This is a genomic window from Paucibacter sp. B2R-40 (genome assembly GCF_025717555.1).
Taxonomy (GTDB): Bacteria; Pseudomonadota; Gammaproteobacteria; order Burkholderiales; family Burkholderiaceae_C; genus Paucibacter_A.
Genome location: NZ_JAJIRP010000012.1, coordinates 177167 through 189986, shown reverse-complemented (window position 1 = coordinate 189986; position 12820 = coordinate 177167). Strand labels below are relative to the sequence as shown.

General features: G+C 63.6%; 11 protein-coding genes and 1 pseudogene. 1 reads left to right on the top strand and 11 read right to left on the bottom strand.

The features are described from left to right. Positions 1-781 (top strand): Kdo hydroxylase KdoO (gene kdoO, locus LNV09_RS21725; protein WP_263559142.1); only part of this gene is annotated, 781 nt, incomplete at its 5' end. Positions 782-821: 40 nt separating this feature from the next. On the opposite strand, the gene LNV09_RS21720 is transcribed toward kdoO, so the two are convergent. The 11 genes and pseudogenes from LNV09_RS21720 to LNV09_RS21670 all read right to left on the bottom strand — a co-directional run bounded on the left by LNV09_RS21720 (position 822) and on the right by LNV09_RS21670 (position 12817). Further along, entirely contained in the window at positions 822-2354 is a 1533-nt protein-coding gene (locus tag LNV09_RS21720) for a Do family serine endopeptidase (protein WP_263559141.1), read from the bottom strand. Positions 2355-2439: 85 nt separating this feature from the next. Then, a complete protein-coding gene (locus LNV09_RS21715) occupies positions 2440-3753 on the bottom strand; it encodes an ATP-binding protein (protein WP_263559140.1) in 1314 nt (437 codons plus the stop codon). Next, positions 3750-4469 carry a response regulator transcription factor gene (locus tag LNV09_RS21710; protein ID WP_263559139.1) on the bottom strand — a complete coding sequence of 240 codons (720 nt, stop codon included), beginning with the start codon at positions 4467-4469 and terminating at the stop codon, positions 3750-3752. The genes LNV09_RS21715 and LNV09_RS21710 overlap by 4 nt, the downstream gene beginning before the upstream one ends. Continuing rightward, positions 4470-5402 carry a tRNA 2-thiocytidine(32) synthetase TtcA gene (ttcA, locus tag LNV09_RS21705; RefSeq protein WP_263559138.1) on the bottom strand — a complete coding sequence of 311 codons (933 nt, stop codon included), beginning with the start codon at positions 5400-5402 and terminating at the stop codon, positions 4470-4472. A 23-nt stretch (positions 5403-5425) separates the two neighbouring features. Beyond that, positions 5426-5794, bottom strand: a complete 369-nt coding sequence (locus LNV09_RS21700) for a dihydroneopterin aldolase (RefSeq protein ID WP_263534779.1) — start codon at positions 5792-5794, stop codon at positions 5426-5428. A gap of 84 nt (positions 5795-5878) precedes the next feature. Beyond that, a pseudogene (locus LNV09_RS21695) lies at positions 5879-6778 on the bottom strand (NAD(P)/FAD-dependent oxidoreductase); the annotation flags it as partial. Positions 6779-6812: 34 nt separating this feature from the next. Further along, positions 6813-7421 carry a protein-methionine-sulfoxide reductase heme-binding subunit MsrQ gene (gene msrQ, locus LNV09_RS21690; RefSeq protein ID WP_263559137.1) on the bottom strand — a complete coding sequence of 203 codons (609 nt, stop codon included), beginning with the start codon at positions 7419-7421 and terminating at the stop codon, positions 6813-6815. Between the two features lies 1 nt (position 7422). Next, positions 7423-8403 (bottom strand): protein-methionine-sulfoxide reductase catalytic subunit MsrP, encoded by a 981-nt coding sequence (msrP, locus tag LNV09_RS21685; protein ID WP_263559136.1) that lies wholly within the window; start codon positions 8401-8403, stop codon positions 7423-7425. A gap of 97 nt (positions 8404-8500) precedes the next feature. Beyond that, positions 8501-9292, bottom strand: coding sequence for a substrate-binding periplasmic protein (locus LNV09_RS21680; protein WP_263559135.1), 792 nt, complete (start codon positions 9290-9292; stop codon positions 8501-8503). A gap of 4 nt (positions 9293-9296) precedes the next feature. After that, positions 9297-10676 carry a c-type cytochrome biogenesis protein CcsB gene (gene ccsB / locus LNV09_RS21675; protein ID WP_263559134.1) on the bottom strand — a complete coding sequence of 460 codons (1380 nt, stop codon included), beginning with the start codon at positions 10674-10676 and terminating at the stop codon, positions 9297-9299. Then, a complete protein-coding gene (locus LNV09_RS21670; protein WP_263559133.1) occupies positions 10673-12817 on the bottom strand; it encodes a cytochrome c biogenesis protein ResB in 2145 nt (714 codons plus the stop codon). The genes ccsB and LNV09_RS21670 overlap by 4 nt, the downstream gene beginning before the upstream one ends. Between the last annotated feature and the right edge of the window lie 3 nt (positions 12818-12820).

The following is a 12820-nucleotide window of genomic DNA, read 5'->3' as shown; positions in this document are numbered from 1 at the left end:
CCTGCAGTTTCCCCAGCTGCCGTTTGTACTGACGCCGGCCGAGCGGCAGTTTTTGGATCCTCGCTGGGCCGATGCCAAGGCCAAGAATATTTCGGTGCGTTGGCCGGCTAACGAGTTGCGTGGCGCGGTCGGCAGCGCGGCGGAACTGGCGGCCTTGCAGGCGATGATTGCACGCTATGCAGAGCAAAGTGAGGCCTTCGCGCTGCGTCTGTTCCCGCATTACCGTGGTCATCTGCGGCGCGGCAACAGCTCGTTCCGGCCGGTCAATGTGGCCGGGCGTGAAACCAGCTGGCGCAAGGATGACACGCGTTTGCATGTTGATGCCTTCCCGTCCAACCCAATGCAAGGCACCCGGCTGCTGCGCGTGTTCTGCAATATCAACCCGGACGGCCTGCCGCGTCAGTGGCGCGTCGGCGAGCCCTTCGAGGCCCATGCTAAGCGCTATCTGCCGCAGATCGGCCGGCCGCTGCCGGGTTCGGCCTGGTTGCTGGAGAGGCTGCACATCACCAAGCGCAGGCGTACCGAATGTGACCATGTCATGCTCAAGCTGCACGACCACGCCAAGGCTGACGCCGAGTTTCAGCGTGCCAGCCCGCAAAGCCGGGTTGATTTCGCGCCGGGCACGACCTGGGTCGTGTTCAGTGACCAAGTACTGCATGCCGCGATGGGCGGGCAGTACATGATGGAGCAGACCTTTTATCTCGACGTGGCGCATCAGCAGTGCCCCGAGGCATCGCCACGAGGCACGCTGGAGCGTTTGCTGGGCCGCGAACTCCGCTAGCCCCGCGCCCAGTTGCCTGGGTGGCCGCTCGGGGCTGCGCTCAGCCCAACCTTACCGGCACAAAGATCTTGCTGTCGCCGCGCTGGATCAGCAAGGCCACCATATTGCCTGCCTTGGACACCAGCTCGCGCACCTGCTCGGTCGATTGCACCGGTCTGCCGTTGATGGCCAAGAGCACATCACCGGCATTGACACCGGCCCGTGCGGCCGGGCCGCCCGCATCTTCGATCAGCATGCCGGGTACACCGCCCAAGGCCCGCGCTTCGTCCTTGTTCAGGGGCCGCAGCGCCAGACCCAGGCGGCCTTGCTGAGCGCTGGGCTCGGCGGCGCTGGCCAGCTTGGCGTCGGCCTCGGCGCCCCCCAAGACGACGTCCAGCGTTTGCGCCGCATGGTCGCGCCAGATCTTCAGCTTGACCTTGTCACCAGGCGCCGACAGGCCAATCAGGCTGGACAGGGCGCCTGAGCGCACCACCGGCTCGCCGTCGACCTCGGTCACCACATCGCCGGGCTTGAGCCCGGCTTTGGCGGCCGCGCTGTTCGGGCTGATTTGCGCAATCAAGGCGCCATCGGGCCGCGCCATGCCGAAGGAGTCGGCCAGCGACTGGTTCAGGTCTTGCACCGCGACACCGAGCTTGGCATGTTGGGCGCGGCCGGTCGCAACGATCTGGTCCTTGACCTTCAAGGCCACATTGATCGGGATCGCAAAGCTCAGACCCTGGTAGCCGCCAGACTGCGAATAAATCTGCGAGTTGATGCCGATCACGCCGCCCGAACCGTCAAACAGCGGGCCGCCGGAATTGCCGGGGTTGACCGCCGCGTCGGTTTGAATGAAGGGCACGACCGCGTCATTGGGTAGCGAGCGGCCCTTGGCGCTGACAATGCCTTGCGTGGCAGTCTGCTCCAGGCCGAAGGGCGCGCCGATCGCCAACACCGGGTCACCGACCTCCAGCTGGCGCGGGTCGCCCAGACGCACGGTTGGCAAATCTTTGGCTTCGATGCGCAAAACCGCAACGTCGGTGGCCTTGTCCAGACCCAAGACCTTGGCCGAGAACTCGCGGCGGTCGCTCAGCTTGATGGTGACTTCCTTGGCGTCATTGACCACATGGGCATTGGTCAGGATCAGACCGTCGCTGCTGATGATGAAGCCCGAGCCTTGGCCCCGGAAGGGCTGCGCGCCTTGCTCACGACCGCGCTGGCCGGGCTGGCCGCGGAAGAACTGCGAGAACGGCGACTGCGGATCGCTGAAGGCTTCGGGCATGCCTTGCTCCTCACGGCTGGCATGCCGCATGCCTTCGACGGTCACGCCGACCACCGCCGGCCCGGCCTGTTTGACGATGGCGCGGAAGTCAGGCACGCCGCTGGCGTTCAGATAGGGAATGGGGGCAATTTGCGTGCCTTGCAGTGGCTGAGCAATCGCTTCGTTTGCACTGGCGCTTGCAACTGCATTCACAGCTGTTGTTTGAGGCTGTGCAGGTTCAGACTTCAGCCATTGCGGCGCGAGCAGTGCGGTGGCCACACCGCCTGCGGCCAGGCCAGCAGCCAGCAAGGCTGCATTCAGAGGTTTGATGTTCATGGCGCGTTCCTGTCGTCAAAGCCGCGGAAGATTCCGCATGAACTGAACGATAGGCTTGGCCGATTAGGGTCTGATTAGGCCAAGATTAGGCGAACGTTAAGCTGACCCGCAGGCCGCCCAGAGGCGAGTCGCCCAGGTTGATGCTGGCGCCAAGCTGCTCGGCCAGATTGCGCGCAATCGCCAAGCCCAGGCCGGAGCCGACCGTGCTTTGGCCATCGCCTCCGGGATTGCGCCTGTAGAAGCGGTCAAACACCCGCTCGCGATCCTCCGCTGGAATGCCCGGTCCATCATCATCGACCCAGAGCGTTGGCCGGCCCGCGATTTCGCTAACGCTCAATTCAACATGACCGCCGGCTTTGCCATGGCGCAAGGCGTTGTCGAGCAAATTGCGCACCAGCATGGCCAGCGCCGCTGGCTCCGCTTGCACCTGGATTGCTGCTTCGGCCTGCAAGCTCAGCTCGCTGCCACGCGCCAAAGCGAATGAAAGACTGTCGGCCATCACGCCACGCACCAGCTCGCTCAGATCCAGTGTCTGCAGGACCAGCGCTGGCCCGCCTGGTTCGGCGCGCGCCAAGGCCAGCAGCTGCTCAACCAAGCGGGCGGCGCGCTCGATGCCGGCGGTTAAGGCGGCCATTGCCGCAGCTCTGCCGGCTTCGTCAGGTGCGCGCTGCAGCAACTGGGCTTGCAATTTCAAAGCGGTCAGCGGTGAGCGCAGCTCATGCGCGGCGTCGGCCACAAAGGCACGCTGTTGGTCCAACGTGGCACCTAGCCGCTGCAGCAAGGCATTCAAGGCGCCGACCAGCGGCGCGACCTCGTCGGGCAAGCCGGCGGTGGGCAGCGCTGTCAATGCTTGAGCATCTCGCTGGCTGACTTCGGTCGCCACGGCGCGCAGCGGCGCCACGGTCATCGCACTCAACCACCAGCCCAGCAGCGCAAGCAGCGGCGCCAGCCAGAGCAGCGGTTGCACGCTGCGTAGCGCCGCCGCAGCCGCGAGCTTCTGGCGGATCTGCACCGGCTGCGCGACCTGGATCACACGACCCGGTGTGGCCACGCTAAAGGTGCGCCAGCGCTGACCCGCGACATTGATTTCGGCCAGGCCCAGCAGGGCGCGGGCCGGCAGATTGGCGTGCTCACGCGAGGCATAGATGCTGCGGCCGTCTGCGGTCCAGATCTGCACCACGAAGTCGAGTTGCTCGTCGCTCAAGGTGTGCGCTTGGCTGGGCGCAATCTCGCCTTGATCACGCAGGGCCAAGGCCATCTGGCGCAGTTGGTAGTCAAACAAGGCCTCGGTTTCGGCCAAAACACTGCGATAGCTGCTGGCCCCCATCACCAATGCGGCAGCCGCCAGCAGGGCCAGAAGGCTCAGCAGCAGGCGGGCGCGCATCGAATTCAGACTCATGGCTTGTCGCTGCTGTTACCCGACGGCGAGCCCACGTAGTAGCCGACGCCGCGCATATTCTGGATGAAGTCGGCGCCGAGCTTGCGGCGCAGTTGGTGGATATAGACCGTCACAGCATTGCTCTCGATTTCTTCGCCCCAGCCGTAGAGCCTGTCTTCAAGCTGCGCGCGGGACAGCAGGGCGCCGGGCCGCTGCAACAAAGCCTCCAACAAGGCCAGCTCGCGCGCCGACAGCAGCACCGGGTGGCCGTTCAGCGTCACCTGGCGGGTCGCAGGATCCAAGGTGACGGCGCCATAGCTCAGCAGTGGTTGGCTGCGCCCGCTTTGCCGGCGCAGCACCGCGCGAATGCGTGCATTGAGCTCATCCAGCTCGAAGGGCTTGACCAGATAGTCGTCGGCGCCGCTGTCCAGGCCCAACACGCGCTCACCCGGCCCGTCGCGCGCGGTCAAGACGATCACCGGCGTGTTGTCTTGGCGGGCGCGCAGCGCCTGCAAGACGCTCAGGCCGCTTGGGGCAGGGCTGGTGCTGGTCCGCGCTTGCGGCCCGCCCTCTGGAAGGCCCAGGTCCAGCAGCACCAGATCAAAACGCTCGCTGGCCAAGGTGGTGTTGGCGGCGCTGATGTCGCGTACCCAGTCCACCGCGTAGCCCTCCTGGCGCAGCGCCAGGCGTAGGCTTTCGCCAATCATCAAATCGTCTTCGACCAGCAGCAGGCGCATTCAGCGTGGGCGCAGGGTGATGACAGAACTCTGCGGCTGTGGCGCGCAGCTCTCGTCTTCGTCAAAGGCGATGTCGCCATTGGCATCCGGTACGCCGGTGGCCTTGAGGGTCTGGAAAGGGAAAAGTTCGCGGTCCATCATGTGCGAAGGCACAACCTTGCTCATCGCGGTGAACATATTCTCGACCCGGCCGGGGTATTTCGTCTCCCATTCATTGATCATGGCCTTGACCTGCACACGCTGCAGATTCTCTTGGCTGCCGCACAAATTGCACGGGATGATGGGGAACTCACGGTGCGCGGCCCAGCGCACCAGATCAGGTTCGGCCACGTAGGCGAGCGGGCGAATCACCACATGGCGGCCGGTGTCGCTGACCAGCTTCGGAGGCATGCCCTTCATGCGGGCACCGAAGAACATATTCAGCAGCAGGGTGACGATGATGTCGTCGCGGTGATGGCCCAGGGCGATCTTGGTGGCCCCCAACTCTTCGGCCACGCGGTATAGATTGCCGCGGCGCAAGCGCGAGCACAGCGAGCAGGTGGTCTTGCCTTCGGGCACCAGGCGCTTGACGATCGAGTACGTGTCCTGCTCTTCGATATGGAAGGGCACGCCGCGGCCTTTTAGATACTCGGGCAGGATGTGCTCGGGGAAGCCGGGCTGCTTTTGGTCCAGATTGACCGCGACGATCTCGAAATTGATCGGCGCGCGCTGCTGCATATTGAGCAGGATGTCCAGCATGGCATAACTGTCTTTGCCGCCGGACAGGCAGACCATCACTTTGTCGCCCTCTTCGATCATGTTGTAGTCGACGATGGCCTGGCCGACCTGGCGGTGCAGGCGCTTGGAGAGCTTTTTCAATTCGACCGACAGCTTGGTGTCGTCTTTGGCATCGACTTCATCCAATTCGGGGCGGGCGAGGGTTTCGGTATTCATGGCGGTCATAAGACTTCAGGGGTTTACCAAGCGCCGCATTCGGCACTGATGGCGACTTGGCAGTCGGGAAAAATTTCAAGTTTGGTCACCTTGATGCGCACGCCGGCCACGCCGGGCAGCTTCATCAAGCGCGTGCAGAGTTTGCCCAGCAGCGCTTCCAGGAGGTCGGTATGTTCGGCCGTGCATTCGTCGATGATGATGGCGCGCACGCGGCGGTAGTCCAGCACATGGCCGATGTCGGCGTCGCGCGAGACGATGGCCTGCGCGCCCAGATTGACCTCGGCATCGACCTGAATCGGTTGCGGTCCTTCGCGCTCGAAGTCCAAGACGCCCAGATTGGCGCCGAAGCGCAGGCCGGTGATGTGGATGATCTGGCGGTTGTTGCGGCGCATCGCCAGCGTGGGCTGGCCTTCGCTCAGCGGGCGCAGAAAAGTTTCCACTGCTTTGGCCGCCACGACGCCGTCGCCCAGCGCCGTTTGCACGCTGGGATGTTGGCGGCCGCTGGCGTCGCCGGCGACGAACAAGCCCAGCGGCGCGAAGCGCGGTTCGTCGCGGAAGGGGTGCGAAGGCGCGGTGACACCGGCGCGCTGCAGCGCGTCGCCGACCAAGAGCCAAGCACTCGGCTCGGCCTCGAAGCCCAAAAGCACCGCCACATGGTCAAAGCGCTCGTCGCCGAATTGCTGTGACTGCACGCTGACGCCTGCGGTGTCGGCGCTCAAGCGTGTTGGCATCGCGCTGCGTGGCCTCACCGTGATGACTTCGGCCTGAGCCCTGAGCCGCTCGACCAGGCTTTGTTGGGCGCGCCAATCGCTGCGTGACCACAGCGTTACTTGGTGGCCGCGCGCTTGCAGGAACAAGGCGTTTTCGACCGCGTTGTCACCGCCGCCCAGCAGCAGCATGCGGCCGGGCGCCAAATGATCGCGGCAGGCGGTCAGGCCCAAGGCGTCCATCAGGCGCGGGCTGTTAGTGGTGCTTGTGGGGAAGAAGACTTCGGGGCGCAGCGGCTTCAGGCCGCTGGCCAGCAGCAGCGCACGTGCATTCAGGCTGCGGCCATCCTGCAACTGCAAGCGCCAGCCTTCGCCGGCGGCCCAGTCCAGGTGGGCGACGCTGTGGCCGAGCAAGACTTGCACCGCGCTCAGACTCTCGATATGCCGCGCGTATTGCTGGCCCAAGGTTGCCAGGTTCTGGCCCGGCGCACCCAAGACCCAATCCTGACCAAATTGCAGCGACTGCAAGCTGGCGCAGAGCTGGGGCTCGCGCTCGATAAGCGCGACGTTCAAGCCCAGCTGGTGCAGCCAGGAGGCCGCGCTGCAGCCGGCCGGCCCGCCGCCCATGATGGCGACGTCGTATGGGGTTGGCGGCTGGGAGTTGGGCATGTCTGGGGGCGCAGGCGGGTAGGGGCGGTGGCGATTATCCCCGGCTGCGCCATGCCCGCTGAATTCGCCAGCCCATCAGCGCGGCCAGGAGCGCGCCATAAATCAACGGTTCACCAAAATTCTGCTTGCCCGCGCGCATCCAGATGAAGTGCAGCATCGCGATCAGCGCAATGGCGTAGACCGCCTTGTGCAAGCTCTGCCAGCGTTTGGCGCCCAGCGCCTTGATGGCGCGATTGAAGGATGTGGCGGCCAGCGGCAGCAACAAGGCCCAGGCGGTGAAGCCCATCAGGATGAAGGGCCGTTTGGCAATGTCTTTGGCGATGTCGGCCGGCACCAGCCCCATATCCAACCAGGCGTAAGACAGCAGGTGCAGCGAGGCATAAAAGAAGGTGAACAAGCCCAGCATGCGGCGAAAGCGCGCCAGTGCCGGCAGGTTCAGACCCTGGCGCAGCGGTGTGATGGCCAGGGTCAGGCACAGGGCGCGCAAGCTCCAGTCGCCCAGGCTTCGGATCAGCGCCTCGGCCGGATTGGCGCCGAGGCTGTTGCTGATCGCTGCCCAGACCAGATAGGCCAAGGGCAGCAGGCAGAGCAGGAACAACAAGGGCTTGGCGGCGGGATGCAGCCAGAGCGAGCGCCGCGCCATCTCAGAAGTTACGCTTCAAATCCATGCCAGCATAGAGCTGACCCACTTGCTCGGCATAGCCATTGAACATCAGCGTAGGCCGCTTCTTGGCGAACAGCCCGTCTTCGCCAATGCGGCGCTCCGAGGCCTGACTCCAGCGCGGGTGGTCGACCTGCGGGTTGACGTTGGAATAAAAGCCATATTCCTGCTGCGCGGCCTTGGTCCAGCTGCTGGTCGGTTGCTTCTCCACAAAGCGGATCTTGACGATGGACTTGGCCGACTTGAAGCCGTACTTCCAGGGCACGACAAGGCGCAGTGGCGCGCCGTTCTGGTTCGGCAAGACCTCGCCATACATGCCGAAGGCCAGCAAGGTGAGTGGATGCATGGCCTCGTCGATGCGCAGGCCCTCGACATAGGGCCAGTCCAGCGAGCCGCCGCGCAGGCCGGGCATCTGCGCCTTGTCGGCCAGCGTCGTGAACTCGACGAACTTGGCCTTGGATGTGGGCTCGACCTTTTTGATCAGCTCGGCCAGCGAGTAGCCGACCCAGGGAATCACCATAGACCAACCCTCGACGCAGCGCAGCCGGTAGACGCGCTCCTCCATGGGGCTGAGCTTGAGCAGGCTGTCCAGATCGAAGACGCCGGGCTTGCCGACTTCGCCTTCGACGGTGACGGTCCAGGGCCGAGTCTTGAGCGTGCCGGCGGTGCGTGCCGGGTCGGCCTTGTCGGTGCCGAATTCGTAGTAGTTGTTGTAGCTGCTGGCGTCCTGGTAGCTGGTCGGCTTGTCCATCACGAGACTGCCGGCCACGGCGCTGCGCGCACCGGGCAGCTTGGCCAGCTTGCCGCCGCCCGGCGTTTGCGCAAGGGCTTCACGGCCCGCCCAGGTGGCCAAGGCCGTGCCGGCGGCACCGCTGGCCATCAGGCGCAGCCATTGACGGCGTTCTTCGTAGGCCGCTTGGGGAGTGATTTCTGAAGCGGAAATGAGCGAATCTCTGCTGAACATGGCATAGCTTTCGATTTGTTGTGAACGCGGTGATGCGGGTCTGTCGTTGATCTGTCGTTTTGAGCGCCAAAAGCTTACGCGACTTGGCAAAGTCTTGTCAGCGCGAGGGCGGGGCGCTGTTGGCCCAGCTCGCCGGGCATTGCACGGTTTGCAAAAGCCGGGCGTGCTCGCCGCTGTCCCGCAGCGCCTTCAGGCCGCGATTGAAATCGGCCAGCAGCGCGGCGCTGCGGGGCTGCTGCGGCGGCAAGATCAGGTGGGTGGTGAAGCTGTCGGTCAGCAAGCGCGGGTGGGCAGCGAACTCGTCTCGCTCCTGGGCCGTGAAGTTGTGGGTAAGCAGATCGCAGGCGACATTGCGCTCCATGGGCATCGCATCGATTCGACCTCGCAACATCTTGCGCAGACCGGCCAGGTCATTGGGCGTGTTGTCGCTGTGCAGCTCATTGCTGCGGACCAAGGCCCAGAACTCGGGCGTGTAGGTGTAGTCGCGGATGATGCCCAAGGTGTAGGGCTGCAAATCGCGCGGTTGCACCCACTGCAGCGCAATGCTCTTGCGGTGCACGATCAGCCATTGCTCGGTCAAGATGTTGTCGCTGAGCAAAAAGTCGCGCCGGCGCTCGGCCGACGCACCCCAATGCGCGGAGGCATCCCACATGCCCGACTTGGTCTCCATCTGCGCGCGCGACCAGGGCTGAAAGTGGAATTCCGCCTTATGGCCGGCCAACTCGAAGGCCCTCCGCACGATGCTCAGGGCAATGCCTTTGTCGGGGCGCGATTCGGTCGCGTAGGGGGGCAATTCGCCGGTGGCGATGCGCACCGTGTCGGCCCTGCTGTTGCAAGCTGCCACACTCAAAACAAGGTAGAGACCCAGTAGGTGCAGCAGCTTAGGCATCGGCTTAGAGCGTGCCGTAAGAGTGCAAACCTGATAAAAACATATTGACGCCCAAGAAGGCAAAGGTCGTGACGACCAAACCACTCAGCGCCCACCAGGCCGAAACCATGCCGCGCAGGCCCTTCATCAGGCGCATATGCAGCCAAGCCGCATAGTTGAGCCAGACGATCAGCGCCCAGGTCTCCTTCGGGTCCCAACTCCAATAGCCTCCCCAGGCTTCTGCGGCCCAGAAGGCGCCCAAGATGGTGGCGATGGTGAAGAAGGCAAAGCCCAGGGCGATCGCCTTGTACATCAGGTCTTCAAGTACTGGCAGCGCCGGCAGGCGCGCGGTCAAGGGTTTGCGCAAGGCGACACAAATGCCAAAGAACACCAGCAAGCCGCCCATCTTGCGGGCCCAGCCGTCCAGACCTTGAATCGTCTCGGGCGACAGGTCGGCGGCGAAAAAGCGTGCTGCCAAAATCGCCGCGATCAAACCAATCGGCATGCCGATCAGACCGATCAGCAACGCCCGCTGAGTCGCGGTCTTCAGCAAGTACGCCATCGCCACCATGGCAGCCAGCGCGAAGGTGCCATAGCCGACAAAATTGGCGGGTACATGGATTTTCATCCACCAGCTTTGCAAGGCCGGTACCAAAGGCTGGATTTCATGCGCCTCGCGCGCCACCGTGTACCAAAGCAAAAAGCTGACCGCCGCGCTGATCACCAGTAGCACATAGGCGCCCAGCGCTCGAGTTTTGAAGCGGGCTTCGTAATACAGGTAGAACAGCGCCGTCATCCAGCAGAACAAGACGAAGACTTCGTACAGATTGCTGACCGGGATATGGCCAATGTCGGGCCCAATTTGGTGGCTCTCGAACCAGCGCACCATGGTGCCGACCAGAGCCATAAAGACGGCGCCCCAGGCCAGCTTGGAGCCTATCACTTCGGCCGCACTTGACTCGCCCGCCTTGGCGAAGAAGCCGCCCCAATAGAACAGGGTGCTCATGTAGAACAACACACTCATCCAAAGAATGGCGCTTTGGCTGGAGAGCATGTATTTGAGCCAGAACACCTTGTCTGCGGCGGCCAAATCGGCACCAAAGGCGTCCGTGTGTCGGCCATAAAGATTGATGGCCAGCAGGCTGGCTGCGCCGGCCAGCAGCACCAGCAAGCGCAGTGGCCGCCAGAACCAGCCAAGCGCGATCAAGGCCGGCATGGCGAAAGTCAGGATGCCTTTTTCATAGATATCCATCGAAGCGCCGTAGCGCGTGAAGGCGAACAGTCCGCCGGCGATGATCAGCGCGGCGAACAGCCAGTCGAACACATCGCGGCCGGCGAGCGGCCCGCGTGCGCCGGGCTGTTTGAAGTTGATGACGGGGGCGGCCGTGTGGCTTGCGCTGTTCATACGCTGTCTTTCAAAATATCGTGCTTGAGCTGTGCGAATTCGGTCGCGGTGTCGGGCGTCTCGCGGCTGCAGGACAAGGCCATGCGGATCCGCGTCGCCTCGCCTTGCCCGGGGGCCGGCTCCAGCCATACCCACAGGCGGCGCTCTTTGATGTACAGCATAGCGAAAACGCCGATGATCAGCAGGATGGCGCCCAAATAGACCAGTTTTTGGCCAGGCGCGCGGGTCACCTGGAAGACGCTGGCTTGCACTTGTTTGAATTCATCCAGCTGCAACAGCACCGGCGCGGGGTAGAACATGCTGTCCGACAAGGCCAGCACCGATTGCGTCATAAAGGCTTGCGTAGTGGCATCGGAAGGCGCGGGAGCCAAGCCGGCTTGGCTGCGGTTTTGTTTGTAGAGCTCGAACAAGCTGCCATTGAGGATGCGCAACAGCACTTCGGAGACGCGCTGGCGCTCGCTTTCCGGCACCTCCGCCTCGATGAACTGCGACAAGGCCGGCAGGCCGCCGGGCAGCTTGGCACCGGATTTATTGTCCGCCTTGACGCCCTCTGCGCCTGCGAACAGCGCCAAGGCACGCCGCGCGGTGGCTTGCAGCTGTGGTGTCATTTGCGGCTTGTCGGTCGGCGTGGCGGCCTCGGCATAGCGCTTGGCGGCGCGCTCGCGCTCGGTCGGGTCCAGCAAGGCCTCGCGCAATTGCAGCCAGCCGTCCATGCTCATCTTCTCGTCGGCCGGGATGCGCAAATAGCGAAAGCCTTCGGAGGCCGTTTCACGCACACCGGCCAGGAAGACGCGCTGCCCGTCCAGTTCCACCGGCGCCATATAGTTGTTGAACTCCCGTGCCTGGCCGGACGCATCGCGCAGCCGGTAGCTGAACGAGGGGCCGACATTGCGCAGCTCTTTGTCGGTGCGGGTTTTCGCGCCACTGCCAAGATGGCTTTGCAGCGAGTTGACCAAGTCCACCTTGCGCACATCGGTGCCGCCTGCAGTCGGTGCTCCGCCTAAGTTTTCGACGTTGATCACACGCAAGCCCGCGAATTCCAGCTTCAAGCTCTCAGCCTCACTCTTGAGCTCGGTGCTGCCGCCGACCCGCCCTTCAATCGTGAAGGGCTTGCTGGCACTGGCCACGCTGCCGGCCTTGCCCATGGGGCGGGCCAGCATTTTCAGATCCGAGCCGCCGTCCTCAAAGCTGCTCTGGTAAATCGCCACGCCGCGGTGAAAGGCCGGCTCGTTGACCTTGACCTTGACCTCGGAGACGGCACCGGTTTCATGGTCGCGGATGCTGATCTCGCTGGCAAACAGCTTGGGCATGCCGGTTTCGTAATACTCAACGATGAACTTTTTCAGCTCGACGTCAAAAGGCAAGTCCTGCAGCACCACGCCATTGGGCATGCTCAAAATAGCGGTGGCGGCGCGGCCACCTTCGGGCACCATCAGATTGCCGCGAAAGCTGGGGTTGCTGGGCGGCAGACGGTGCTCGGGCTTGACCTCGCTGATCAAACCGCCGCCTTCATAAATGGTCTTGTTCTGCGCCCACATCAGCGCACGCACCAGCAGATCGCCGTCGAGCAGGCCGCCCAGGCAAATCAGCACGATCGATGAGTGCGCGGCCAGATAACCGATCTTGTTGGCCGCACCCTTGCGGGCAGCGACCATCACGCCCTTGTCGCGCACCTGCACGCGCGCCTTCCAGCCTTCGGCGCTCAGATAAGCGGTGACTTGGCTCAAGGCCAGCTCAGGGCCTGCGGCGATGTGACCGAGCGCCTTGTGATGGAAGGCCTGCAGCGACTGCTCGCGCACAGACTCTTTGAAGTTCTTCAGATCATGAAAAATCTTCGGTGCGTTGCGGGCAATACACAAGCTGGTCGAGGTGACCAAAAAGGCCAGAATCAGCAAGAACCACCAAGCGCCATAGACCGTATAAAGGTCGAATTTGCCAAACACCTCAGCCCAGAAGGGGCCAAACTGGTTGACATAGTTGTTCAGCGGCTCACGCTGCTTGACCACCGTGCCTATGGTGGAGGCGATGCAAATGACGGTCAGCAGCGCAATCGCAAAACGCATCGACGACAGCAAGTCGAGCAGATCGCTGGCGATGCTGTTGCGGGGGCGTGCCGCTGGGCTGCTGGGGGGCTCACTCATGGG

What these genes read in the sequence shown, in the direction of transcription:
- ttcA (WP_263559138.1), bottom strand. Translation starts at nt 5,402, where the DNA reads ATGAATACCGAAACCCTCGCCCGCCCCGAATTGGATGAAGTCGATGCC.
- ccsB (WP_263559134.1), bottom strand. Translation starts at nt 10,676, where the DNA reads ATGAACAGCGCAAGCCACACGGCCGCCCCCGTCATCAACTTCAAACAG.
- LNV09_RS21700 (WP_263534779.1), bottom strand. Translation starts at nt 5,794, where the DNA reads ATGCGCCGCAACAACCGCCAGATCATCCACATCACCGGCCTGCGCTTC.
- LNV09_RS21715 (WP_263559140.1), bottom strand. Translation starts at nt 3,753, where the DNA reads ATGAGTCTGAATTCGATGCGCGCCCGCCTGCTGCTGAGCCTTCTGGCC.
- LNV09_RS21670 (WP_263559133.1), bottom strand. Translation starts at nt 12,817, where the DNA reads ATGAGTGAGCCCCCCAGCAGCCCAGCGGCACGCCCCCGCAACAGCATC.
- LNV09_RS21680 (WP_263559135.1), bottom strand. Translation starts at nt 9,292, where the DNA reads ATGCCTAAGCTGCTGCACCTACTGGGTCTCTACCTTGTTTTGAGTGTG.
- LNV09_RS21720 (WP_263559141.1), bottom strand. Translation starts at nt 2,354, where the DNA reads ATGAACATCAAACCTCTGAATGCAGCCTTGCTGGCTGCTGGCCTGGCC.
- msrQ (WP_263559137.1), bottom strand. Translation starts at nt 7,421, where the DNA reads ATGGCGCGGCGCTCGCTCTGGCTGCATCCCGCCGCCAAGCCCTTGTTG.
- msrP (WP_263559136.1), bottom strand. Translation starts at nt 8,403, where the DNA reads ATGTTCAGCAGAGATTCGCTCATTTCCGCTTCAGAAATCACTCCCCAA.
- LNV09_RS21710 (WP_263559139.1), bottom strand. Translation starts at nt 4,469, where the DNA reads ATGCGCCTGCTGCTGGTCGAAGACGATTTGATGATTGGCGAAAGCCTA.